Raw genomic sequence first — 22,964 nt, 5'->3', positions numbered from 1 at the left:
CCCACAAACCTAGAACCTGCGGCAGGCAAAGTCAAGGAGGCGGGCAGGCCGGAGGCGTGCGGGAGAGCGGCCGGCGGGGCGCATCGGGCGTGATGGGACATGCCGAAAGGCATCCCGCGGGCGGGCCAAAGGCATCCCGCGGGCAGACCATCCGAAAGGCCGGGACTTTGCAGAGGACGTCGAGGATATTCCATCGCATCCCGCCGCGAGCGCGATTTAAAAGTCAACAATGGGAAACGGCATCGGCGAGGCCCTGATGGCATCCTGGGGGAGAGCGCGATCCGAAAGGATCCCGGGGAAATCCGGAAATGTGCGCGAACTGCAACCGCATCCCGCCGCGAGCGGTCCGGAAGGGGTCGCAAGCTATTGTGGCCAGTTCGGCTGCAACAGCTGTAATGCATCCCGCGGGCAGACCGATCCGGAGGGGGTTGCGAGGGTACCGGATCGAGGTGTCCGGGCCGCGGGTTTCCGGGCGGAATTCACGCCGTCATCCGCGGGCGGCGGCGCGTCGATTCGCGCGTCGATTCGCGCTTGACAGGCATCCACCCTCGTGTTACGAGTACGGGTCTACTCGGAAGTGGCAGCCCGGGCCGTTAACTCAGAAGGTAGAGTATCTGCCTTTTAAGCAGAGAGTCGCTGGTTCGAGTCCAGCACGGCCCACCAATTAACCTCTTGACATCCGCGGCCGCTTTCGTTAGATAGCACTTCTGCCTTGCGTCCCCATCGTCTAGCCCGGTCCAGGACACCGGCCTTTCACGCCGGCAACACCGGTTCAAATCCGGTTGGGGACGCCAACTCAAAAATCGAGCGGGGTACTTTTAGGGTACTCCGCTTTCTTTTTTGACCTCACTACAAGCCAGTTCCCGCCTCACCCCCAAACAGTCCATTGCCGGGTGCACGGCACCCGAAATCCTTATTTCGGCGTGCGTGCTTCCTGAGCACATCAATTCGGAGGAATCCAGGCGGCAACTGTCGATTGTGGAAAAGACCACGATGTAACAAGACGGGTCGAAAAAACGAAAGCCGCCGCGGTACAGAGATCCGGGGGCCATCAATTGGCCAAGGAGATGTACCGCGGCGGTGATAGTAACCTACTGATGAAAAACGATATTGTCAAGCCGACCTATGCGAGAGTCGCTCTATCCGGGAAGCACCGAGTTCGAGCAGCGAAGAAAAGACGCCCCGGAATTTCTTGATGACGGCCGGGTCACGGACGGACGGGTCTCTCCTTTGAAGCTATTTCAAGAGAGTGCGATACGTCCAGAAGAACCGCATCCCGAGCTGAAGCACGGCATCACTGGTGAAATGGATGCCGTCCTCCCGATAGCCAAGCGCGCTGTTGCTGACAACGAACATATCCCTGCCCGTCAACGCGGCATTGATCTTGGCCTGGTTCACCTGGTACTGGTGAGGGTATTTCTCCAGTACCGGGGAAACCTCCGAAGTCATTACAGGCATCTTCGGAGCTCCAAGATCCTCGCGCAGCCTGTTGACAAGGTTCCTCAAATTCTGCACGTACGCCCGGGCACGCTCCGGGTACACCGAGTCGTTCTCGCCCTGGACGAAAAGGAAGCCTCCCCACTCGACATCGCGGCCGTCCACGGCCTCGATGACAAAATCAACCAATATCCGGTATAAATCCCCCGTCCACTGGTCATATTCACCCGGCCATTTCGGCGACCAACGGGTCATCCCGGAGCCGTTTTTGACCATCTTGAGCAGTATGACCTCCCTCGACGGATTGGCCTTGACATAGAGCTGCACGAACCTCACTTCCGGACCGAAATGACTGCGCTGATCGAAAGTCTGCACTATCCTCGGCTTCTCGGAATAGTCCATGTCAAGGACGTGGTATTCCTTCAACTGATGCGGCGTCCTCAAATCACCGGTCGCCACTTCTTCCACCAGACCGCATTTGGCCGTGCTTTGACCGGCAACGATAAAGACTATCGGTTCTGACAAGGCAAACGAAGGATAGACCAGCATTACGGCAAGAATGGCAATGATTCGTATTTTACGCATAGGGCCTCCTTTGAGATTATGCTTACACATTGGTACATTTTAGCGAAACAAATGGGTGATTTCAAGATCTATTTGAGTTGAGAAATTGTACTAATGATTACTATTAAAGGTCGATTGCTTCATTCAAGGATGAGAATATATATTCGATAAAACACCGACTGGCCAAGTCAGGTTGTTTTCTCCTTCAGGGGAGCTCTGGCGGGTTTGCCCGGGGATCCGATCGCGGATGTTGCTGCCGGGCGCTTCCTCGGAAAGAAGGGGAGCCTGCGGCAGATTGCATGGACGGGGCATCCGGGACCGTTTCCACGGCGGTACGGTTGAAATTCAAGCATCCCGAAGCAGGTGGAAAGGGGACGTTTCGTGCGCGATCCGGAGACGGGACGCCCCGGCGCCGGGCCAGGCTCCCGCAACCGTGCAACCGCGCCGTCACATCCCCGAACGCATCCGCGACGAGGCAGCGGGCAGATCCTTGGGCCCGATGGAGCTCTCTCGTTATCGCAACCGGGAAACGACGGCCACCAACGGGAGGAAGCGAGCCGCCGTCGAAATCAGGGAACGGCGGCGTGGCGGCTTCTTTGCCTCGCCTGTCCGGGGCTCTCCGTCCGCATCCGCCCGTGACCGCCCCGAATGGAAAGACCTTCTTTCCTCACCGGGAAAGCTTGTAGGCCCCTTCTGCAGGAATTATAGTCCAGGTAATCAGTGGTGGCGGGTCGGAGCTTCGCGGGAGATTCCGAGCGAGGTTTCCCCGCCCGGTCGAACGTTCGAAACCTGCCGCTGAGCGAGGAATCAGCGGTGTGAGTATAGTGGAGGTGCAATATGTCTTCAACTCCCGGAATAGCCTGCAAGAACATCCAGGCCCAAGGATTCTGCGGTTTGGAGGATGAGGTCTGCACCCGGATCGATCATCCTCTGCGATTGTCGCCGGCAATCTGCATGGTCTGGGCGGCAGTTGGAACGGCGCTCGCCTCGCCGGCGATTTTATGGGCTCTGGTGCCCTTTGCAGCCCTGGGTGCGATTCTGCACGGGCACCCTTTCGACGTTTTCTACAATCACGGGCTGCGTCATTTGTCCGGTGCTCCGGCGTTGCCCCGCTACGGGGCCCGCCGCCGCTTCGCCTGTGCCCTGGCAACGATCATGCTCGCGACGGCCGCATGGGCGTTCCAGGCGGGGCTGCTTGCTCTCGGCTCCATTGTCGGCTGGTCGCTCGTGGGCGCCGCCTTCGTCAACGTGAGCACGGGGTTTTGCATCCCCTCTTTCATCGTTCGGTTTTTTTTCGGAAGGGTGGATTGCCGACAGGGCGGAGTGTGAACCTCGCCTGGAAAGGGACGCGTAACCCGTGAGCTCTTTTACGGAACGGCGTGCAGGAACCCCGTGACCTCTCTTAGGGAACAGCGTGCGGGAACCCCCGGCCTTGCGCCATCTTTCAAGAGGTCCCGTCCCGGTCCAATCCGCCGGAACGTGTCATGCCGGGTTCATCAGGGGTGGAACGGCCGCCGAAAGGCCCTTCACCCCGGCGACACCGGTCCGAAACCGGTTGGGGACGCATCATAAAATATAATAATTGAAGGCAAATATCCCATCACCTTCAGTTCCGAAAGCCGCCCGGTCGGGGATTACGGCTCCGCCGAGCGGCTTTTGTTTTTCGAAAGGACCCGCTCGGCCGGTCTGAGGTCCGCCGGGCGATGGAGCCGTCGTTCCAGGCGGGCATTTGTCCCGGCAGTCCTCCGGCGCGTTTTTGATGCGCACTTGCTTATGGGGACCGTCTGACGATTACGCGTCATCACCTGACGATTATCTGACGATCAGGCCTCAGGTCTTCGAGGGCAGGACGCATCGGGCCGATCGGCCGCCGCCCTCCTTTACAGTCAAACCCAGCTTCATGCGAAAGACCACGGCGGCACGCCGTCTTCCCCTGCCCGGTTTCCCCTGTCCGGAGTTATCCTTCACAAACCCTTCTTCTGACTATGGACGATCACGATTTTACGGTCTGCCCGGAGCTGTATTGTCCCCGTCTTGACAAGCGGGTCCTGTGCTTACGGACGATCACGACTGCGCGGTCTGATCGAGGCTATTTTGCTCCCGCCTTGACGAGCAGGTCCTTCATCTCGGAGCCGCCCATTCCGGATGCAATCGCCAGGGCGGTCTTCCCGTTCCCGTCGGCTGCGTTGACCTCGGCACCCTTTGCGAGCAGGGCCCGCGCCACCTCGAGGTGGCCGTTCTCGGCGGCGAGCATCAAGGCGGTCCGGCCGTTCTTGTCCCGCGCATTGACTTCGGCCCCTTTGTCGAACAGGAGCTGCAGGACCTCGTGGCAGCCGTTCGCGGAAGCCTGCATCAACGCGGTCCGGCCGTCATTTCCCCTGACGTCGATCCTGGCCCCCCTGGCGACGAGCACCGGCACCACCTCGGCGCGGCGCAGATTCATGAACGCAAGCATCAGCGCCGTGTACCCTTCCCTGTCCACGGCATCGACCTCGGCCCCCTTGTCGAGCAGCAACGCAACGATCCCGCTTCGTCCGGTCATGGACGCATACATCAACGCCGAGTTGCCGAACCGGTCCCGGGCATTGACGTCCGGCCCGCGGGCAAGAAGCACCTGCACGACCTCACGGTTCTCCGTGGCGACCAGGTGCTTGGGAAGCAGCCCGCAGGCGATCATCAAGGCGGTTTTCCCGTCCGCGTCCCGGGCGTCGATGTCGGCGCCGCCCGCCAGGAGCACCTGCGCCACCTCGTGGCGGCCGCTGCCGGAAGCGAACATCAGTGCCGTTCCGGATTCCTTCGTCGTCCTGGCGTTGACGTCGGCCCCTTTGGCGAGCAACGCCCGCACGACGTCGCGGTGCCCCTGCATGGCCGCCCAAACCAGGGCGGTCCTGCCGTCCTTGTCCCCGGCGCTGATTTCGGCCCCCGCGGCGAGGAGCCGTTCGACCTCGGGCAGATCGCCGCGACCTGCCGCTTTGATCAAATCGTCATTCACACCGGCGGTGACGACCGTCGTCCACAGCACGCCAACCGTCAACAACAGCGCGCACAACAACGCGCGCATCCCCGCCTTGTACCCCGTCCGTAAACGCGTTCCGAGTTCCATCGCCCCCCTCCTGTCCCGGTTAGAGGAACCAAGCCTGTTCGTCCCGCGCATGAAGAACTACCACCGTGGGCTGCGCTCCGCCCAGCCCACCCTTGTACGCGACTCAAGAGTTGACAAGGAACACCGTTGCTATGCTGTACTAAGGTTTGCCGCCGGTACGGTGCGCTTCCACCATCCGGTAGAATTCCTCGCTGTCCAGCACTTCTTTTTTCAGAAGCTCCGCCGCGGTTTCCTCAAGAAGCGCCCTGTATTGCGACAGCAGCTCGCGCACGCCCGCGGCCCTCTCGGTGACGATCTCCTTGACCTCTTCGTCGAGCCTGGCGGCGGTCGCTTCGCTGTATTCCTTCCCGGCCATCGGCATCTGTTCCGGGCTCAGGAACATCGGCCGGTTCTGACGCGGGTAGGTGGTCAGCCCGAGGGTCGTTCCCATCCCGTACTCGGAGACCATCGCGCGGGCGATGTCCGTCGCACGCTGCAAATCATTGTGAGCCCCCGTGGAAACCTCCCCGAAGATGATGTCCTCGGCCATCCTTCCTCCCAGGAGCACGTCGATCTTGCCCAGAAGCTCCCCGCGCGTCATCAGATAGCGATCCTCGGTCGGCAGCTGCTGGGTGTATCCGAGGGCGGCGATGCCTCTCGGGATGATGGAAATCTTGTGAACCTTGTCCGCTCCGGGGGTGAAGGCGGCGACCAGGGCGTGCCCGGTCTCGTGATACGCCACGATCTCCTTTTCCTTCGGGTTGATCAGGCGGTTCTTCTTCTCAAGGCCCGCGATGATCCGGTCGACCGCCTCGTCCAGGTCCTGCATGTCGATGGCGGCCTTGTTCTTTCTTGCGGCCAGCAGCGCCGCTTCGTTGATCACGTTCGCCAGATCGGCCCCGGAAAACCCCGGAGTCTTCTGGGCGATGACCTTGAGATCGACTTGCTCGCCGAGCTTCACTTTCTTTACATGTATCTTGAGGATGGCCTCCCGCCCGATGACATCCGGTCGATCCACCAGGACCTGCCGGTCGAACCTTCCCGCCCTGAGCAGAGCCGGGTCGAGGGTTTCCGGGCGATTGGTCGCCGCCAGGATGACCACGCCCACCCTCGGGTCGAACCCGTCCATTTCCACGAGGAGCTGGTTCAGCGTCTGCTCCCGTTCATCGTGCCCGCCGATGGTGAGCGCTCCCCGGGCCTTGCCGATGGCATCCAGCTCGTCGATGAAAATGATGCAGGGGGCCTTTTCCCGCGCTTGATGGAAGAGCTCGCGCACCCTTGCCGCGCCCACCCCGACAAACATCTCAACAAATTCCGACCCGCTGATGGTGAAGAAGGGGACGCTCGCCTCTCCGGCGACGGCCCTGGCCAGCAGCGTCTTGCCCGTGCCCGGAGGGCCGACGAGCAGAACCCCCTTGGGCATCCTCCCCCCAAGGTGCTGATAACGCCCGGGTTCCTTGAGATAGTCCACGATTTCCACCAGTTCCGCCTTGGCTTCATCCGCTCCGGCCACATCCTCGAAGCGGGTGTCGATCTCCTTTTCGGCGTAGACCTTGGCCTTGTTCTTCCCGAAGGACATCATGCCGGCACCGGGATTCAAGCGCTTCATCAGGAAAAACCAAAGGCCGAAGAAAATGAAGGCGGGCAGGACCCACGAGAGGAGATCCCGCAGAAAGGTGCTCTCGGGCTGCCCGCGAAACCTGATATTGTGTTTCGAGAGTTCCTCGGAAAGATCGGAGTCCACCCTGAACGTGGTGAACGGGATCTCCTTGCTTTGCCCCTCTTCCGTGACTTTCATCGTTCCGGCGATGCGCCCCTGGGTGATGACGACCTCGACGACGCGATCGTCCTTGAGGGCGCTCAGGAATTCACTGTAGGGCACGACCCTCGGCGCGTATTGCGAGGCGATGTAATTCTGCAGCGCGAGTATTCCCCAGATGGCGATCACCACGTACCAAAGGGAGAACTTCGTTTTCGTTTCCATGATTCATCCTTTCCACAGTTGTCTTCGCCGAACGGAAAATCCGGTGACCGGTCACCCGAGGGGGGGACGGGAAGTCCCGGCGCCTCGACGCGCTTTCTCCCATCCGCGGCGGCCATTCGGTTCGAACCCTTCGTGGCCGCCGGCGGGCATGCCAAACCGTTCTTCATTCCGTCTTCGTCCAATGCACCCGGGCTCTTCCTCTCGACCCGGAGACATCGGACGCCGCAAACCCTTTCCCCCTCACCGCACTCCTTTGGATCGGGAATGCTCGATACCGGGCAGGAAGTCGCATCTGATTTGAATGATTGGAAAAGCATCCGGGAACCACCGATTGGGTCGGCAACTCGAAGCATAAGCTAAATCCGAATGAGATGCAGTCAATGACCTCGGGGGACCCGAACCGCGGGGCGGCGTCCGAAACCCGGCCTCACCGGACGGCTCGACGATCGCCGACGCTCACCGTCCCGGTTTCGTGGTATACTCCATTGGCCGACGACGGGAGGGGGCAGGCCCGAGCGATCCCCGGCCGCCCGGGAACCCATTTTGCCGGGGGCCATGCGCGACCCCGTTCGAGACGGACGCACCGAGCGTCCTTGCAGAGGATCGACCGGTTTCCCGCTTCTCCGGTCGCAGATTTTAACCTGCGCCGCTGTAGAAGGTGCTTCGATCCGCCGATCCATTATTCGTACGGGCAGTTGAGTCAACACGGATCAATCCTTTGGAAAGAAGGTGCAAAGAAGAGGCTTATGAAATTCATACTCAAGTTTGTCCTGCTGGTTGTGGTCGTTGCGCTCATTCCGGCATCGGTGTGGTTTGTGGTCACCCAGCCGATAGTGACCATGCCGTCGTCGGCGCCGACCAAAGCGGCTCCCGCCGCCGTCGATACGGCGCGATTGGAAGGGCATGTGCGAACTCTCTCACAGACCCTTCACCCGCGAAACGGGGGCAACCGGGAGAACATGAATCGCGCGGCCGCATACATTCGGCAGGAATTCCAGAATGCGGGAGGACGGGTTGTCGAACAGGCGTTCGACGATGAGGGTTCGGTGTATCGGAACGTGAGCGCCCATTTCGGGCCGGAGACGGATGAGCGGATCGTCGTGGGGGCGCATTACGACGCGTTCGGGGATTCCCCGGGAGCGGATGCCAACGCCGGCGGGGTCGCGGGGTTGATCGAGCTGGCCGGTCTGCTCGGCAAAACCGGGTTGAAGACCCAGGTGGAACTGGTTGCTTACGCTCTCGCGCAGCCGCCCTACTGGGGAACGCCGAGAATGGGCAGCGCCGTTCACGCTTTCTCGCTGAGAACGCAGAACCGCGCGGTGCGGGTCATGATCTGCCTGGACATGATCGGTTGCTTCAGCGACAGGGAGGGGAGTCAGAAATATCCCGTGCAGCAGTTGGAATGGCTCTATTCGTCCAAAGGAAATTTCATCGCCGTGGTGGGGAACCTGGGCCAGATAGATGAGGTGCGCCGGGTCAAGACGGCCATGACGGGCGCTTCGCCCCTGCCCGTGTTTTCCGTCAATGCGCCCCTTTTCTTCTCGGGGATCGACTTTTCGGACCACCGCAACTACTGGCAGGCCGATTACCGCGCGGTGGCGATCACGGATACGGCCGCTCTGCGAAACCCGAATTACCGTACCGCCAGGGATACGGCCGATACCCTCGACTACAAACGGATGGGCATGGTGGTGCAGGGCGTCCATGCAGCGGTGATCGCCTTCGACAGATAAGCCCGGGACAAGGCGAATGCACTCGTCGGGCGCTCACGCGCCGGCCTGTTCCTTGCTCACGAACTTGTGGAGGAACTGCATTTTTGCCGAACCGACCTCGATCACGTCGAACTCCTTGAGCTTGACGGACTCCCGCACGGTTTCGCCGTTGACCTTCGGCTTGGCAAGCCCGCCGACGTAGCTGAGGTAATATCCCGTGGGCCGGTTGCTGACGGCGGCCGCGGTCCTGCCCACCAGCAGGCCGCTCACGACGATGTCGCTGAGCGCATCCTTGCCGATCTTGGTCAGTTTTTTCTGCAGCGTCATCTCACCGCTTCCGCCCGCAAGGAAAGACAGGACGCCCACTTCCTCCTTTTCGACCTCGACGCCGGAAATTTTCGGAGCACTTCGCGCAACCAGTTCCTGGCGTTTCTCGGAGCTCAGCATCATGGTCTGCTCGAGGGGAGACTCGTCATCTGCCCCGGGTCGAACCGGAGCGTCATCGCATATGAACGCCAGGGTATATTTGCCGATGGTGATGACTTCCCCGTGGCTCAACCAATGCGAAGTGACGGGCGCTTCATTGACGTAGGTGCCGTTCTTGCTGTCCAGATCCGTGAGCAGGAAGCGATCGTCCACGGAATCAATCTTGGCGTGGAAGCGCGAGACGCCAAGGTTGTCGATGACGACGTCGTTGCTCTTTTCCCTGCCGATGCTCAGGAACCCTCCCCTCCCGATCCAGAATTCCCGCACCGGCTCCCCCTCGAATTTCATCTTCACCATAGGCATGTCAGACACTCCTTTGAGCGAAAACCCATCGCCCTACGCTTTCGAAACCAATCTGCGCAAGCCGGCCGTTATCGTCGTCGCAAATCTCGACACAAAACCGGCACGACGGCCGACATTTTTCACCTTGATCACAATCACCGTGATGTTGTCGTCCCCCGCCCTCCGGTTGGCCAGGTCCACAAGCAGCCTGCACGCCGAGGCGGGACTGTCGCCGCGCACCACGTCCATGATTTCATCGGGATGCACGTGGTTGCTCAGGCCGTCTGAGCCGATGACCACGACATCGCCCGCAAAACACTGGGCCTCGCAGATGTCCGCCCGGACGGTCTCCCCCACGCCTATGGCCCTGGTGAGTATCCGGCCGAACCGCCGGCCGGCTTCTTCTCGTTCCGAAACCAGCCCCTCGGAAAGGACGGTGTGCGCAACGGACAGCATCTCTATGCGGTCGCCATGCACCAGCCAGATGGGGCTGTCCCCCACGTTGGCGGCGATCATTCCGCGGTCGGTGAACCGCACCGCGGCCACGGTGGAACCCATACCCCGCCATTCATCGTTGCTCAGGGCCTGCACGTAAACGGCTCGATTGGCCCGACGGATGCCGGCAAGGAGACGACCGGCTTCCGCGGAGAGTGTCGGGTCGGAAGGCACCTCTTCCCCGTCCTCCTCTCGCTCGCGGCTCCGGGCAACTCGCCCGCTGTTCCGAAAAAACCCGGACATGGATCGCACCACCAACTCGCTGGCCACTTCGCCCGCCCGATGCCCGCCCATGCCGTCCGCCACGACGTACAACTGCAGTTGGTCATCCACCAGCAAAGCGTCCTCGTTGTTCGCGCGCTCCTTACCTTTATCGGTAAGTCCCGAAGCCTCGACAACCATCATGCTCATTCACCTCAACGCGCCATTGGCGATCGGCGTTACACAGGCAAAGACGAACCGGCCGACCGGAGCGACTACATCGCCCGGGTTCGGCAGGATCGACTGCGAACCGTTGAGCAACACCTTTTGGGAAATTCTGTTTCGATCATCGAAATTCATTTCACGGTCGGGCTCTGCACATTAAATCGTCAAGAAACCGGCGAGGGATAAGGAAATCTCGAGGTTCGCGCCGGGAATCCGGGCACTTTCGAGCGCGCCGGCGAGACGTTCGTCCGGGTGTCGGAGGCGGAGTCCACTTCATTGGCAATATAACTGATTAATATTAATTAATATTATTCCGCCACAGACGCCCCGGAGCGAAAGGCCGGGAAGAACTCGATATCATCGGGAATGGGGAGAAAAAGTATAATCGATACAGGCAAGGCAAAGGAACTCGCGACGCACGGAGGCCGTCGCGCGCGAAGCGGGGACAAATCGGCATGTCCCGGCTGCCGCGAGGGGGGACCCCTCCCCGAGCCGTCGCGACCGTCGGGCGGGGTTGAAATCACGTTTTGCGGAACGCCTGGTGCCCCCACAACCATTCGTCACGCCAGCATTCCTCAAAACCCAGCGTCCGCAGCCGTTCGAGAGTCGGCGCAAAATCCCGGACGATGTGATGGGGGCGGTCTTCGTCCAGTTCCGCGTGAAACCGGCCGAACAGGTAACCTCCCGGTTTCATGGCCCGCCACAGATCGTCCACCGTCCGCACCGGGTCCACCAGGTGCTCGAAGACGTCCATCGCCACCACCAGGTCATAGGCCCCGGGTGGAAGCGTATCCGTCTTCAGATCCGTGAATTCCCCTTCGAGACCCCTGAGGTTGAAGCGCCACCGGCTGAAATCCAGCATGGATGTGCTGATGTCGGCCAGGGTAACCTTCAACCCGTTACGGGTGAAGACGATGCCGCCCGAGCCCACCCCCGCCCCGAAATCGAGCGTCGTTCGACAGCCGTGCAATTCGGCGAAATGCAGGGCCGTCACATAGGCCAGAGGAGAGGTATCCTCGCACAGGGTGTGCCACCACACGAGCTCATAGATCATGGCCCGGCTCTCCTCATAGAACCGTTCGACGGACCGCCGGTCCCCGGGGTCGACGGCCTTGTGCCATTCGCCTTTGACGTTGGCCAGGGCGTCCGAACACTGCAGCCGGGTGTGTTCCGATTCATCGTGTCCGAAGTAGAGGGCCAACTCGCCGATCAGGCTCGATTCCAGGTCGGTGTGGCCGCCGGTGAGGAGCGCCGCCTCCCACCGCTCCCGGTAGCCGCCCAGAAGCCGTTCCTGCTCCCGGGCGAACTCCTCCCGCGTCAACTGTCCGCGATCGACGCAGCGCCACAACTCTTTGAGTTGATCGGGCAGCAGCTTTCCCATTTCGGATGGCCCTTTCATGTCCCGGAGATTCAGTGAGTCCGGAGAGCAACGTCGTGTAAAGCGAGCGTGTGATGCTCACTCTACCGCAAAGGGGGATGATATCACAACCTCAATCGCGAATTTCGGCGCGTGCCGATTTCCATCTGCCGTAGCGGGAATGCGTCCTGACGGGTCCGGATGGGAGCCGTGGCGCGCAACCGCGCCCGGCCCCCGGTTTCGAGAATGGGAACACGACGGATCGGCCGGCTCGAAATCAGACCGCCCGCCCGCGCGTGACGTTCGAACCGGCGATTTCGGGCCGGGCATTCAAATACCTGTCATGCAGCCCCCGGAACAGGGCGAGCGCGGTCAGGGCCCCCAACGTGCACATGAACATGTCCCATTGCGTGTCCCAGACATCGCCCTGCGTGCCGAGAAAAGCGGCGGCGGCTTCGCCGGTGGCGAGCGCCGTCCACCATTCGAAGAACTCATAGAAGGCGCTGAGCCCGAGCACCGCGGACGCGATGAAAAAGAACCGCCAGCCGCGGCCTCGGATGATTTCCCGCTTGATCGCGACTTCCCGCATGATCAGCGCGGGAGTGAATCCCTGGGCGAAATGTCCAAGGCGATCGAAGTGATTGCGCTCGAAGTCGAAGAGGTCCTTAATCCAGTACCCCACCGGGACTTCGGCATAGGTGTAATGGCCCCCGATCATGAGAATGACCGCATGGATGCAGACGACGACGTATATGAAGTTGCTGAATCTGAACCGGTTCCAGGTGACGGCAAGGGCCAGGAGCGCCAGAAGCGCCGGCAGAACCTCAAGAAACCACGTGAAATAATCGTGCGGCGCAATGCCGGACCAGAGCAAAACGATGCAGAAAACCGACAGCAGTGCTTTCTTCGTGTTGTCCATGGCGCCATCCCGGTTGGAATTGAGCCTTGCGCATCGGCACGCTCGAGGCTTCGCCGGCAGGCATCTGCCCGATCCCGTGCCTCAAAAGGCAGAATCGACTCCGTGCAACGGATGTCCGTTTGCGTCCCGGAGCATGCACACGCACTTCTATGGCAGAAATCCGACACTGTCAACACCAACCCCGTCGCGATCCGAAATGCGGCTCCCGGCAACGCTTGCCGCGCCCGATCCCGAATCGTTCCCGGTTCCGTTGCCCCGTCCGCCGCCAGGTGATTTTTAGAGACCGCGCCGGGGTATCTTCTGGTATAAGAGCGAGGCAATACATGTGCCGGGTGAAATGGAGCCGCCGCCTAAGAGGCGTGAGACCGCGAGGATAGCGGCGCGCCATTTTCGCATCCGCGTGTGCGAAGAGGCCAATCGCCGCCCGGGCTGTGCGGGTTCAAAGGTGCCGCATGCCCGTCGAAGAGGATTCCCCGCGAATGGGTCCCTCCCGCGCGGGGCACGGAAAGCCGTCGGCGCGAACGGCATCGGGCGAGGTATGGGAGAGATGAAAAAAGCCATCATTGTCGGGGCATCCTCCGGAATCGGACGGGAATTGGCTGCAATCCTCTCCCGCGAAGGCTACGCGGTGGGCCTCGCCGCCAGGCGGCTGCATCTTCTCGAAGACCTCAAAAACGAGCTGCGGGGGCCGGTTTTCGTCCAAGCCATCGACGTGTCCGACCTCCCGGCTTCGATGGGTCTTCTGGAGCGGCTCATCGAAGCAATGGGCGGGCTCGACCTGATGGTCGTCAGCGCCGGCACCGGGTTCATCAACCCCGACCTCGGCTGGGCCGAGGAAAAAGCGACCATCGATGTGAACGTTTCCGGGTTCGCCGCCATGGCGAACGTCGCCTTCCAACATTTCAAACGGATCGGCCGCGGGCACCTGGTGGGGATAACCTCCATCGCCGCCCTTCGCGGCGGGTGGGATGCCCCGGCCTACAATGCATCCAAGGCATTTGCCGCCAATTACCTCGAAGGGCTCAGGATCAAGGCCGCCAGAGCCGGCCTGCCCATCGTGGTGACCGATATTCAACCCGGATTCGTCGATACCGCTATGGCCAGGGGCGAAGGACTCTTCTGGGTGGCACCGCCGCGCAAGGCCGCGGAACAGATCGTCGCGGCCATCCGGCGCAAGGCCGCCCGCGTTTACGTCACCCGGCGCTGGCGCCTCGTCGCGTGGCTGCTGAGGCTGCTTCCGGGCTTTGTCTATCGCAGGCTTTGACCGCCGCCGGGGGCCCAACAACGAACGGGAAAGGACCACGAACGATGAATCCGGCACTCATACTCATCGACATTCAGAACGATTACTTCCCCGGCGGGAAAATGGAGGTGGAGGGAAGCGTCGAGGCGGGTCTTGCGGCACGAGACGTTCTTTCCCTCTTCCGGCGCAGACGGCTGCCGCTCGTGCACATCCGGCACTTCTCCGTTCGACCCGGGGCAAGCTTTTTTCTCCCGGAAACGAAGGGCGTCGAAATCCACGAAACCGTGGAACCGCTGGCCGGCGAGACGGTCTTCCCCAAGAATTTCCCCAACGCCTTTCGGAACACGCCCCTCCTGGAACACCTGAAAGGTCTTGAAATCGACCATGTGGTCGTCGTCGGAATGATGACGCACATGTGCGTGGATGCCACCACCCGCGCGGCTTTCGACCACGGGTTCGGCTGCACCGTGGTGCACGACGCCTGCGCCGCCAGGGCGCTCACTTTCGGAGATGAGCTCATTCCCGCCGTACACGTGCACAAGGCGTTCCTGGCGGCGCTCGGCTCCGTGTACGCCAGGGTGGTCGGTGCCGCGGATCTTTTGCGGGACTTCCCGCGATGACGATGCGCGCCGAACCGCACCGAACCGGGGCGGCGAGCGTGGTTTTACCGCTTCCGCCCTTTTGGCTCACAATGGCGACAGTTTCCGTGTCATGGCCTCATAGTGTCATGGTGCTGTGCAATCATTGAATTGTGACGTCATTGGCGCATAATCCCTTAATATGAAATGATCTTGTCGATTCGGGAAGAGGAAAACCGAAAGGGAAGGACTCAAGAAGGCGCTTCGCGAACGGGGTTGAAAATTATAGTTCGTAGCACTATAATTCATTGAACGATAGGGCGGTGCGTGCGAGTATTCAAAACGAAATGGTTTGTTCGCTATGCGCGGCGCGAACGAATCAAGGATCAAAGCTTGTGCGAAGCGATTGAACGCGCGGAGCGTGGGATGATCGATGCGGACTTGGGCGGCGGGGTCATTAAGCAGCGCGTGGGGCGGGCAGGGCGTGGCCGCTCGGCTGGATATCGGGTTCTCGCGGCTTACCGTTGCGGAGATCGAGCTGTGTTCCTGTATGGATTTGCGAAGAATGAGCGCGACAACATCGAGGACGACGAGCTCGCAACGCTAAGCGAGATCGCGACGGGCTGGCTCACCGCAAACGATCAAGGCCTTATGCGCGCCCTTGATGGAGGATTCTTACAGGAGGTGGGTTATGACGAAGAAAAACAAGACTCCTAGCGGGCTGGCCAAAGCCATGCTGGAGACGGCCAAAGATATGGGGCAGGCAGGGCTTTTGGACAAAGAAGCCTACGAAAAGATCACCATGCGGCACCTTGGCGTAAAGGAAAGGGCCAAATTGGAGCCGCTAAGCGGTGATGATATCCGGGCACTGCGTGAGAAAGCGCATATGAGCCAGGCCGTCTTTGCTCATGTTCTCAACTTGACGGTTGGCTATGTATCGCAGTTGGAACGCGGCCTTAAACGCCCAGCGGGCGCGGTTTTGGCTCTTCTCAATGTGATCCGCACCAAAGGGATCGACGCCATCCTTTAACTCGCTCTGAGCCACATCAAAGCTTGATGTCATAATATCATGACACCATATCGTCTCGCTCAGGACCGATCCTGGCAAGCAGAACGGGAAGGGGTGCCGCGGATCTTTTGCGCGAATTCCGGCGATGACGATGCGCGCCGAACCGCACCGAACCGGGGCGGCGATGATCCCGCCGGATCAGGCCCGGACCGCCTGCGTCCGCTTCCGGGCCTCAAACGGCAGACCGGCGGGAGGCGCTTTCCTCCGCCTTATTTGGAAGGATCCTCATCCCCCGCGTATCGCCCTTCATAGACGAACAGCCGTTTGAACTTCTCCCAGAATTCACTCCCCGCGACAAAGAAACTCACGATGAACAGGACGTCGGCCCCCGCGAGGATCTTGATTTTCACCGTGTCCTGCGTCGGCATCGCGCCGGGGAAATAACCGTAGAGGTAGAGCGGGAGAACGCTTCCAATCATCATGGTCAGCCCGAGATAGTAGCGAAGCCTCGATACGGGCCGTGAAGGAATCCTGATCTTCATGAGGGAACGGATCTTCGCCATGTAATGGTTGAGGGTTTCCCGCCCCCAGAAAAGGACCGCCAGGATCATGAAGACTTCCGGTCCTCCGACCAGGAGGGCGCCGATGACGAAGGCCGTGACAGCTTTCGGAAGCTGCAGCCAGATCACCAGAGGACTGAAGGCCGGGAGAATCCAGGCCAGCACGAAACACGTCATCCCCGCATAAAACCGCCAGTTTTTGCGCAGTTCCGGGGCGGGGGTTCGCTCTGCGTTCACCTGTGCGTCGCTCATATCAAGATGTTCCTCTTCGGTGGACGGCAGCCAAACCCGACCGGCGGCGAATGGGCATCCACCGGACCTGTCCCCGGGGAAAGGCCGGTCTCATCGCGTCTGACGGTCGGCCCTGATGCAGTCCGGCAGACCCCTGAGCATTTGCGCGTCGATCCCGATGCCGTCACAGTCAGTCCTTCCCGCGGCACCTGCCGAACGCGGCTGTCGACAGGTCCGGACCGCCGCAGGCCGGTCCACCGGGAAAGAAGCCGTTGCGGCGCATCGGGTTTGTTGCCTCACGGAAGTGGGGGCAGAGGGTGTCAAGGGTTGTCTCAAGGCTGATCGCCCAAAGCCCCGTCGGTTGATTCAGCCGCTTGTCCCCGCGCACTTCCTTCCGGGTTCGGCTCGTATTACGAGCGGTCTCAATCACATGCTCCGCGTGCCGACGGGGGCAGGCGGGGTTCTCGTGCCGCGGCCACAACGGCGCGCGGTCATGGCGACATTATTGCTCAGGCAATGGGTTTGTCAACCGTGGTCGGAGTCGGACTCAGCGACTTTTGACGGCATACCCCATGTAGGACGCTCTCAGGTCTTCGCTTTCACGTAACGCGAAGACGGCAGCCATCTCCCGATTGCTCAGCCTTCCTTTCTTCAGGGCATGCAGACCGGCGATCAGTGCCAGGGGATTCCTTCTCGCGGAAATGCCTCTCAGCTCCTGGTTCGCGAGCCCGCAGCGGTTCATGACCGCAATAAGCTCGGCCGGTTTGATGAATTTCTCCCAAACATGGACATTGGGTTTGCTCCAGCTGGTGAAGCCCCAGTCCTGGCTGATCTTGATCAAAGCGAGCTTGCTGAACCAGGTCCGATTGACCGTGTCGTAGCAGAATACTCCCCCTGCCCTCAACGTGCGCGCGACTTCTCCGATCACCAGGCCGAGGTCGTCCACGTGCTCGAGCACATCGCAGCAGGCAACGATATCGAAGGAGCCGTCGGGAAACGGTAAGGCTTCCCCCTTTCCCTCACGATAATCGATCTCCAGGTTGGTGTCGGCCGCATGCTTGCGCGCCGCTTCGAGGGAACGAGTCGCCGGATCGATACCCGTTACGGCAAAACCGTCCCGCGCGAATTCCTCCGCCAGAAGACCGCCTCCACAGCCGACGTCCAAGATCGTCCCGCCCGGAAGGCGCAGCTCCCGCAGCTTGCGTTTGAAATACCCGTACCTCACGGGATTCATGCAATATCTGAGGCTGAACACATTGAAGCCGGCATTCTCGGACCACCATTCATGGCCGTACGTCTGGTATACTTCATTGTCGATCCGCATGAATCCTCCCCGTGTTCGAGTGATCTCCCCTCGATGAGGCTGAGTCGTGGAGCTCCTAGTGAATCGCGTGGCCCACCGCAATGGACAGCATTACCACGACAAGGATGACGGCCCCGATGGCTTCTTTGCTTATGCCCGGACGGACGGCACGACCTCGGACGTGGTTGAGGAATGTGCGACGATTGAGAAGCGCGTGCGAGACGCTCGATACAATGAAGAGGACGCCCAGAACGTTGTGTGCCGACATCCAGGCGTGTCGCGAGACGGACAGCATGGATTCCATCTGGTGCCAGTGGTTGGCCAGACCGGTGATCGGCAGCCCGAGACCGGAAACGGCCGCTGTGAGCATGACGAAACCCCGCAGGTTGAACCACTTCGTGCCGGTGTTTTTCATTCGGTTTGCTCCTTTCAGGGCAACGCTTCGAGAGCGGCACGCAGGCGAACCAGGACACGTGCCGCTGCGGCCATGTCTTCCGCGGATACGTCGGCGCCGAGTGCCCGCTCGAAAGCGTGCGCCCGCTCGTGCACCTGGAGGAAAGCCCTCAGCCCGTCATCCGTCAATTTGACGTGACTGCGTCGACCATCCCTGGCATCTTTGCAGCGCTCGACCAGCCCCTCCCTTTCCATGGCTTGCACCTGGCGAGTGACCGCCGCCGCATCGATGCCCAGTTGCCGGGCGATCCACATGACCCCGACGGCCTCCGAGCGGCAAGTTCCAAGGAGTCGCATCAGCGCCAGCCGCGCTGCCGGCATTCCCACCCGGCGGCTGAACACGTTCAGCACCGCCTGGTGCGTGCGCATGATCTCACGAATGAGATGCGGCTCATCCCCGGCGTGGTGCAAGTCGAAATCTCCGGTTGTCATCGGCTTGTTCTCCTCGCTACATATCATTGTTTATATCATTGACATTGTCAAGTATTTTTGACGGAGCGATTTGCCCGGACCCGGAATCCTGCCTGCATGCTGAAGCAGCCGCGTCCCGGTCTCCGTCGATCGGACCCGCTTCCCCGGACGGTCGAATGACTGCACGTCTTCCTCAAGGCTGTCCGGCCGAAGCGAAACACTCGATTACACGTGATGAAGCCGCCCCGCCGATTTATCGAAACTCAACGGATTTGCCGCTGTCGCCGTTTTGAGTCGCTTGAGTTGCCGAAGCTCCATTTCATATTCTCTTTTATCAAAAAAATCGATTGATATGTTCGAAACAATTCGTTGGACCCGATAAATGGAATTCAATATTCTCAACCTACGATCCGGATCCGACTTCAGCCAAGTAAGGTGGAGACCCTCTGATGGACGCCGCTCCGGCGGACTTGTTTGAGAGATTTCGAAGCCTTTCGCTTGAGCTTCGTTGTACCGGACCGGCCTGATCCGGCGGTCTGCCGGGTCAAGGTCCGGGCCGGTCGCGCGCAGGCAAGGACAAGAAAAGCGAAGGCAGCCCGGAGTGCGGCAAATCGATTCCGTAAAGCATCACAAGGAGGAGAAGATGGCAGAGAAGAATCAAGGTGAGCAGAAAAAACAGGCTTCTGGTGCCCCGGGCGCGGAAAACAAACAGGATGACAATAATTCCATGAAAACCCTGGTCATCCTGGCGACCGATTGCGTCGGAAGGGGAAACGACGAACTGGGACGGGGCATAGTCATCAGTTTTGTCAAGACGATGAAAGAGATGAAGGACGAATTGTGGCGTCTCGTGCTGTTGAATGGTGGAGTCAAACTGGCGGCGGAAGGCTCTGAAGCACTGGCCCCCCTCCAGGAACTGGCCCGGGATGGTCTCGGCATTCTCGTTTGCGGCAAATGCCTGGAGACTTTCGGCCTGGTGGAGAAAAGGCGGGTGGGTGCCGCCGCAAACATGCTGGATATCGTGACCGCCATGCAGGTGGCGGAAAAAGTGATTTCTTTCGGCTAAATGTTTGCGACACATCGTTCGGACGCAGACTGGAAACCACAAGGGGGACGGTGTGGTCAGTACCGCCCCCCCGCATTCAATATGCTGAAGAAAAACCATCGTCTTTTCCGGCGCCGCAAGAAATTCCCGCGCACCGGCGGGGGCCTCCGGTTTCCAATCTCGCTGCAACAAAGTTCTTTTGTCCTGACCAGAGTTGCGATATTCGTGACACGGCCGTGCGTACAATCTCCTTATCACGGCGATTCGGAAGCAGACCGGGTCAGGCAGGAGCGGTAGACGAGCCTGGAAGGTCTTTTACTCTGAAAGAGCCGGTCGGACTGGACGGGTTTTTGCCGCTTGTGTCCCAATCCGTTTTCTCGAATTGCTAGGGGGGAGGCTGGTGAGCCTGATCATCGGACTTATTGGAGGTGTTTTTGGCGGCCTGGTCGGATTTGGCGGCGGAGTCATCATGATACCCCTCATGGTGGATTTCCTGAAAATGACACAGCATCGGGCGCACGGCACAAGTCTTGTTGCAGTCGTTTTCACGGGACTCGCAGGGGCTGTGACGTACTTCCAGAACGGGTCGGTCGACCTCACCGCCGCCGGTATTCTGGCCACGGCCGCCATTTTCACCACAAGAATCGGCGCACGATTCGCACACGCCTTGCCGGAGTGGAAGCTGAAAAGATCCTTCGGCGCCTTTCTCCTCTTCGTGTCCGCGATGATGCTGGCCAAACCCTACCTTCCCCATCTCGAATCGTTTTTCCCCAGCCAGGAAGCACGGGCAGTGATCCTGCCGGCATCGGGCACTCTTGCCGGCTTCGCTTCAGGCATGATGGGAGTTGGAGGCGGCACGATCATGGTTCCCGCAATGGTTCTGTGCCTGGGTTTCACTCAACATGCCGCGAACGGCACTTCACTTGCCGCCATGGTCGTTGCAGGCTCGGTGGGGGCATGGACCCATTTCAGGCTCAACAATGTTCAAACGGGACATCTGATCGGCCTGGTTCCCGGCGTGATCGGAGGCGGCATAATTGGAGGGATGGCGGCAAACCATATGCCTGAGGCGTACCTGAGGGTTCTTTTCTCGGCAGTCCTCATCTGGCCCGGTATTCGCAACCTTAAGGCCAATCCCCCCCGTAAGACCGCCTTCGTTGCCGGAAACACCCCGCACGGGCAAGCGATCGACACCGAACGGAGTTGTTGAAACCATCCGCTGCCCCGTCCCGTTTGCCTCGTCCAGGCATCGAGCTTATCCTGATACCGGCGACTATTCGAGAGATTCCGACCGACTGCGGTCGGGGCGGGAAGCGGGCCGGGGGCACTGTAACCGCGACCCCGGCCCAATCGCGCCTCAACGGCTTTGCATCAGGTAGAAGACATAGCCATACCAACTGGAGTACTTGCGATAGATGTCGACCTCCTTGCGGATGGATTCGACTGTTTCGCTTCCGGCACGGTCCGCGGCATACTTTTCCTGGAGTGACCGAAGCCGATTCTCGATGGGGCGATAAAAGCTTTCCAGCCATGCCGATTCCGGCAATGCAAAGTATCCCAGCACCTCGTATCCGCAGTTTTCGACGGTCGCCAGGTTAGCGGCGCTATCGACCATGGGAGGATAGACGCCGGCAAAATACTCTCGACACTCGGCCGGCGGGTCGGGCCGGAACCAGGTGAGCTCGGATGCGGCCATCAACCCGCCCGGCACCAGCAGCTTTCGACAGGCGGCCAGCCCTTCCGCAAATCCCATGAAGTACACGGCTCCTTCCGACCAGATCAGATCGAAGCGTTCCTCTCGCTTCGTGAAGTCGCGCATATCGTCGAGGCAGGTATGGATTTTGTCCGAAACGCCCTGCGCGACGGCCCTCCGCCTGAGCTCGGTCAGGTATTGCTCGTGGTTGTCGACCGCCACGATGGTTCCGTCGAGGTGCTTTGCCAACTGGATGGTCTGAGCCCCGTTTCCACACCCCAGATCAAGGATCTTGAGCCCCAACGGGCCCGGAGGATTCATCCGTTCCGGCTTTGCCGCGCGCAGCAGGCTGATGGCCTTTTGTGTGGAAAGATCGTCTCCAGGCCCCAGACGAGGCAAAGAGGCGTCGAAGACATCATAAAAGCAAACCGTCAGTTCGGATTGGTCCATCGCTCATATCTCCTCTGATATTCCGATGAAATGTGCTCAAACAGCAGTATTTGCGGGGATTGCCGAACGAGGAGACCAGAAGCCGCACCACCACATTCGCATTGGACGGGTCATCGGCCCGATGCGTTGGAGTTCGCTTAACGCTGCGCGGCTTCTGTTAGAGGACAATTGCCATAGGCCTTCAGTCTATGACCGTGTGAAGGGTTATGTCAAGGCGGTGTTTCGGCGCCCCCGGCGCGGGGAACCCGGGGAAGGCGATCATGGGGGGGAACCGGCGGTAATTTCCCCCAAGTATTTCAACGCACGAGGCAGTTGCGATTTCAGGCAAAACCCGCGAAAAATCGAGCACTTCAAAGGCGGAAACCGTCGTTCCGAACAGACCGGGACTTCGGATTCGCGGCTGAAATGTCGATGCCGATGCATCTATTTATCGATATTTTCGATTTGACGCATCGGTAGAGTATATTTATTAAGCATCCTAAACCGCCGTGGTTGACAAAACGGCAGGTGTCGAAGTGCCGGAGACGAGCGGCGCCGCATCATGAACCTGCACTCAACTGCCAACCGCGTCGGAATTCCATCTCCCTTTCCGCTCCGGGAGCAAAGTGGTGCCGAACATGCTGCGGCCGGCATCCACCTCTCGGGAGAGGTTCAATGATACGTTTCGTCAACAGGGATGCGGTTTTCATCAAGCGCCGGAAGGTTCTCCTCAAGGCCGGAGGCCGCGCGGCCCTGGCCGCTGAGCAGGCGGACCGGATCATCGACGGCCTGATTGCCGAAGGGCCTCGCGGTCTCAAGAACATCGGGCGGCCCACCAAATACGGAGAAGGAAGAATCAAGAACTGTCTCAAGTACGATCTGGGCAACGGTTACCGACTGGTCGGCCTGAAAAGGGAAGATGAAATCGTATTTCTGTATATCGGAACTCACGACGACTGCGACCGTTGGATCATGGACAACAAGGGTACGCGGGCGATCCCGTCGAAAAACCGGAACGCGGCCGAAGAAGTCCGAGCGGAAACCCTCGCGATCGAACGCGAGGACCCGGAGTCTGCCGCAGCGGAAGCGGACCGTTACGAGCAGGTATTCTCCGAAATCGATGAGAAGGACCTCAGGGAGATTTTTTGCGGCCTCACGGGTGCAACCTCCAGGTGAACGCGGACGACGTTCTTCCATTCCTCGCGGCTCAGCCGGAAGCGTGCAATCCCCAGGTGAATGCAAACCACCGCTTGCAATCCCCGCCG

At 60.2% G+C, this 22,964-nt stretch carries 21 protein-coding genes and 2 tRNA genes; 11 read left to right on the top strand and 12 right to left on the bottom strand.

What is annotated here, in order from left to right:
• Window positions 1-587 precede the first annotated feature (587 nt).
• Together SFUM_RS17770 and SFUM_RS17765 are read left to right on the top strand one after the other, a co-directional pair.
• Window positions 588-663, top strand: a tRNA-Lys gene (locus SFUM_RS17770).
• Window positions 664-716: 53 nt separating this feature from the next.
• Window positions 717-794 (top strand) — tRNA-Glu (locus SFUM_RS17765).
• A gap of 442 nt (window positions 795-1,236) precedes the next feature.
• On the opposite strand, the gene SFUM_RS17760 is transcribed toward SFUM_RS17765, so the two are convergent.
• Window positions 1,237-2,022: a sialate O-acetylesterase gene (locus SFUM_RS17760; protein ID WP_011700238.1), complete on the bottom strand. Its 786-nt coding sequence runs from the start codon at window positions 2,020-2,022 to the stop codon at window positions 1,237-1,239.
• An 816-nt stretch (window positions 2,023-2,838) separates the two neighbouring features.
• Here SFUM_RS17760 and SFUM_RS17755 point away from each other — a divergent pair.
• Window positions 2,839-3,330, top strand: a complete 492-nt coding sequence (locus tag SFUM_RS17755) for a DUF4395 family protein (RefSeq protein ID WP_011700236.1) — start codon at window positions 2,839-2,841, stop codon at window positions 3,328-3,330.
• Window positions 3,331-4,090: 760 nt separating this feature from the next.
• Here the strand turns inward: SFUM_RS17755 and SFUM_RS17750 are convergent.
• Both SFUM_RS17750 and ftsH read right to left on the bottom strand, forming a co-directional pair.
• On the bottom strand, window positions 4,091-5,104 hold the full coding sequence (locus SFUM_RS17750) for an ankyrin repeat domain-containing protein (protein WP_011700235.1): 1,014 nt from the start codon (window positions 5,102-5,104) through the stop codon (window positions 4,091-4,093).
• A 139-nt stretch (window positions 5,105-5,243) separates the two neighbouring features.
• Window positions 5,244-7,067, bottom strand: a complete 1,824-nt coding sequence (ftsH, locus tag SFUM_RS17745) for an ATP-dependent zinc metalloprotease FtsH (protein ID WP_011700234.1) — start codon at window positions 7,065-7,067, stop codon at window positions 5,244-5,246.
• Window positions 7,068-7,813: 746 nt separating this feature from the next.
• Here ftsH and SFUM_RS17740 point away from each other — a divergent pair.
• On the top strand, window positions 7,814-8,800 hold the full coding sequence (locus tag SFUM_RS17740) for a M28 family peptidase (protein WP_041440896.1): 987 nt from the start codon (window positions 7,814-7,816) through the stop codon (window positions 8,798-8,800).
• Between the two features lie 33 nt (window positions 8,801-8,833).
• On the opposite strand, the gene SFUM_RS17735 is transcribed toward SFUM_RS17740, so the two are convergent.
• The 4 genes from SFUM_RS17735 to SFUM_RS17720 all read right to left on the bottom strand — a co-directional run bounded on the left by SFUM_RS17735 (window position 8,834) and on the right by SFUM_RS17720 (window position 12,744).
• Window positions 8,834-9,568 carry an FHA domain-containing protein gene (locus tag SFUM_RS17735; RefSeq protein WP_011700232.1) on the bottom strand — a complete coding sequence of 245 codons (735 nt, stop codon included), beginning with the start codon at window positions 9,566-9,568 and terminating at the stop codon, window positions 8,834-8,836.
• Between the two features lie 33 nt (window positions 9,569-9,601).
• Window positions 9,602-10,447 (bottom strand): PP2C family protein-serine/threonine phosphatase, encoded by an 846-nt coding sequence (locus SFUM_RS17730; RefSeq protein ID WP_011700231.1) that lies wholly within the window; start codon window positions 10,445-10,447, stop codon window positions 9,602-9,604.
• Between the two features lie 541 nt (window positions 10,448-10,988).
• Window positions 10,989-11,849: a class I SAM-dependent methyltransferase gene (locus SFUM_RS17725; RefSeq protein ID WP_011700230.1), complete on the bottom strand. Its 861-nt coding sequence runs from the start codon at window positions 11,847-11,849 to the stop codon at window positions 10,989-10,991.
• 253 nt (window positions 11,850-12,102) lie between these two features.
• On the bottom strand, window positions 12,103-12,744 hold the full coding sequence (locus SFUM_RS17720) for a DUF2238 domain-containing protein (RefSeq protein WP_011700229.1): 642 nt from the start codon (window positions 12,742-12,744) through the stop codon (window positions 12,103-12,105).
• Between the two features lie 547 nt (window positions 12,745-13,291).
• Between SFUM_RS17720 and SFUM_RS17715 the strand changes: the two genes are divergently transcribed.
• From SFUM_RS17715 to SFUM_RS17700, 4 genes are all read left to right on the top strand, one after another.
• On the top strand, window positions 13,292-14,008 hold the full coding sequence (locus SFUM_RS17715) for an SDR family NAD(P)-dependent oxidoreductase (RefSeq protein WP_011700228.1): 717 nt from the start codon (window positions 13,292-13,294) through the stop codon (window positions 14,006-14,008).
• A 44-nt stretch (window positions 14,009-14,052) separates the two neighbouring features.
• Window positions 14,053-14,607 carry a cysteine hydrolase family protein gene (locus SFUM_RS17710; RefSeq protein ID WP_011700227.1) on the top strand — a complete coding sequence of 185 codons (555 nt, stop codon included), beginning with the start codon at window positions 14,053-14,055 and terminating at the stop codon, window positions 14,605-14,607.
• Between the two features lie 285 nt (window positions 14,608-14,892).
• Entirely contained in the window at window positions 14,893-15,282 is a 390-nt protein-coding gene (locus SFUM_RS17705) for a type II toxin-antitoxin system RelE/ParE family toxin (protein ID WP_011700226.1), read from the top strand.
• On the top strand, window positions 15,257-15,595 hold the full coding sequence (locus tag SFUM_RS17700) for a helix-turn-helix domain-containing protein (RefSeq protein WP_011700225.1): 339 nt from the start codon (window positions 15,257-15,259) through the stop codon (window positions 15,593-15,595). The genes SFUM_RS17705 and SFUM_RS17700 overlap by 26 nt, the downstream gene beginning before the upstream one ends.
• A gap of 248 nt (window positions 15,596-15,843) precedes the next feature.
• On the opposite strand, the gene SFUM_RS17695 is transcribed toward SFUM_RS17700, so the two are convergent.
• The 4 genes from SFUM_RS17695 to SFUM_RS17680 all read right to left on the bottom strand — a co-directional run bounded on the left by SFUM_RS17695 (window position 15,844) and on the right by SFUM_RS17680 (window position 18,553).
• Window positions 15,844-16,386 carry a hypothetical protein gene (locus SFUM_RS17695; protein ID WP_011700224.1) on the bottom strand — a complete coding sequence of 181 codons (543 nt, stop codon included), beginning with the start codon at window positions 16,384-16,386 and terminating at the stop codon, window positions 15,844-15,846.
• A 526-nt stretch (window positions 16,387-16,912) separates the two neighbouring features.
• Window positions 16,913-17,689: a bifunctional 2-polyprenyl-6-hydroxyphenol methylase/3-demethylubiquinol 3-O-methyltransferase UbiG gene (ubiG, locus tag SFUM_RS17690; RefSeq protein ID WP_011700222.1), complete on the bottom strand. Its 777-nt coding sequence runs from the start codon at window positions 17,687-17,689 to the stop codon at window positions 16,913-16,915.
• Between the two features lie 55 nt (window positions 17,690-17,744).
• Window positions 17,745-18,083, bottom strand: a complete 339-nt coding sequence (locus SFUM_RS17685; RefSeq protein WP_011700221.1) for a DUF4405 domain-containing protein — start codon at window positions 18,081-18,083, stop codon at window positions 17,745-17,747.
• 14 nt (window positions 18,084-18,097) lie between these two features.
• Window positions 18,098-18,553, bottom strand: coding sequence for a MarR family winged helix-turn-helix transcriptional regulator (locus SFUM_RS17680; RefSeq protein ID WP_011700220.1), 456 nt, complete (start codon window positions 18,551-18,553; stop codon window positions 18,098-18,100).
• A 622-nt stretch (window positions 18,554-19,175) separates the two neighbouring features.
• Here SFUM_RS17680 and yedF point away from each other — a divergent pair.
• Window positions 19,176-19,598, top strand: a complete 423-nt coding sequence (yedF, locus tag SFUM_RS17675; RefSeq protein ID WP_011700219.1) for a sulfurtransferase-like selenium metabolism protein YedF — start codon at window positions 19,176-19,178, stop codon at window positions 19,596-19,598.
• 379 nt (window positions 19,599-19,977) lie between these two features.
• A complete protein-coding gene (locus SFUM_RS17670) occupies window positions 19,978-20,787 on the top strand; it encodes a sulfite exporter TauE/SafE family protein (protein WP_011700218.1) in 810 nt (269 codons plus the stop codon).
• A gap of 147 nt (window positions 20,788-20,934) precedes the next feature.
• Here SFUM_RS17670 and SFUM_RS17665 read toward each other — a convergent pair whose 3' ends face one another.
• Window positions 20,935-21,720, bottom strand: a complete 786-nt coding sequence (locus SFUM_RS17665; RefSeq protein ID WP_011700217.1) for an SAM-dependent methyltransferase — start codon at window positions 21,718-21,720, stop codon at window positions 20,935-20,937.
• A 654-nt stretch (window positions 21,721-22,374) separates the two neighbouring features.
• Here SFUM_RS17665 and SFUM_RS17655 point away from each other — a divergent pair.
• The gene (locus tag SFUM_RS17655; RefSeq protein WP_011700216.1) at window positions 22,375-22,875 is read left to right on the top strand and encodes a hypothetical protein; all 501 of its coding nucleotides are present in this window, start codon (window positions 22,375-22,377) and stop codon (window positions 22,873-22,875) included.
• Window positions 22,876-22,964: the final 89 nt, after the last annotated feature.

This window comes from Syntrophobacter fumaroxidans MPOB, assembly GCF_000014965.1.
GTDB classification, from domain to species: Bacteria; Desulfobacterota; Syntrophobacteria; order Syntrophobacterales; family Syntrophobacteraceae; genus Syntrophobacter; species Syntrophobacter fumaroxidans.
The sequence above is the reverse complement of the archived record's forward strand: the minus strand, read 5'-3'. Positions and strand labels throughout refer to the sequence as shown.

Coding starts and splice junctions, on each gene's coding strand:
- SFUM_RS17760 (WP_011700238.1), bottom strand. CDS start 2,022: ATGCGTAAAATACGAATCATTGCCATTCTTGCCGTAATGCTGGTCTAT.
- SFUM_RS17755 (WP_011700236.1), top strand. CDS start 2,839: ATGTCTTCAACTCCCGGAATAGCCTGCAAGAACATCCAGGCCCAAGGA.
- SFUM_RS17750 (WP_011700235.1), bottom strand. CDS start 5,104: ATGGAACTCGGAACGCGTTTACGGACGGGGTACAAGGCGGGGATGCGC.
- ftsH (WP_011700234.1), bottom strand. CDS start 7,067: ATGGAAACGAAAACGAAGTTCTCCCTTTGGTACGTGGTGATCGCCATC.
- SFUM_RS17740 (WP_041440896.1), top strand. CDS start 7,814: ATGAAATTCATACTCAAGTTTGTCCTGCTGGTTGTGGTCGTTGCGCTC.
- SFUM_RS17735 (WP_011700232.1), bottom strand. CDS start 9,568: ATGCCTATGGTGAAGATGAAATTCGAGGGGGAGCCGGTGCGGGAATTC.
- SFUM_RS17730 (WP_011700231.1), bottom strand. CDS start 10,447: ATGATGGTTGTCGAGGCTTCGGGACTTACCGATAAAGGTAAGGAGCGC.
- SFUM_RS17725 (WP_011700230.1), bottom strand. CDS start 11,849: ATGGGAAAGCTGCTGCCCGATCAACTCAAAGAGTTGTGGCGCTGCGTC.
- SFUM_RS17720 (WP_011700229.1), bottom strand. CDS start 12,744: ATGGACAACACGAAGAAAGCACTGCTGTCGGTTTTCTGCATCGTTTTG.
- SFUM_RS17715 (WP_011700228.1), top strand. CDS start 13,292: ATGAAAAAAGCCATCATTGTCGGGGCATCCTCCGGAATCGGACGGGAA.
- SFUM_RS17710 (WP_011700227.1), top strand. CDS start 14,053: ATGAATCCGGCACTCATACTCATCGACATTCAGAACGATTACTTCCCC.
- SFUM_RS17700 (WP_011700225.1), top strand. CDS start 15,257: ATGACGAAGAAAAACAAGACTCCTAGCGGGCTGGCCAAAGCCATGCTG.
- SFUM_RS17695 (WP_011700224.1), bottom strand. CDS start 16,386: ATGAGCGACGCACAGGTGAACGCAGAGCGAACCCCCGCCCCGGAACTG.
- ubiG (WP_011700222.1), bottom strand. CDS start 17,689: ATGCGGATCGACAATGAAGTATACCAGACGTACGGCCATGAATGGTGG.
- SFUM_RS17685 (WP_011700221.1), bottom strand. CDS start 18,083: ATGAAAAACACCGGCACGAAGTGGTTCAACCTGCGGGGTTTCGTCATG.
- SFUM_RS17680 (WP_011700220.1), bottom strand. CDS start 18,553: ATGACAACCGGAGATTTCGACTTGCACCACGCCGGGGATGAGCCGCAT.
- yedF (WP_011700219.1), top strand. CDS start 19,176: ATGGCAGAGAAGAATCAAGGTGAGCAGAAAAAACAGGCTTCTGGTGCC.
- SFUM_RS17665 (WP_011700217.1), bottom strand. CDS start 21,720: ATGGACCAATCCGAACTGACGGTTTGCTTTTATGATGTCTTCGACGCC.
- SFUM_RS17655 (WP_011700216.1), top strand. CDS start 22,375: ATGATACGTTTCGTCAACAGGGATGCGGTTTTCATCAAGCGCCGGAAG.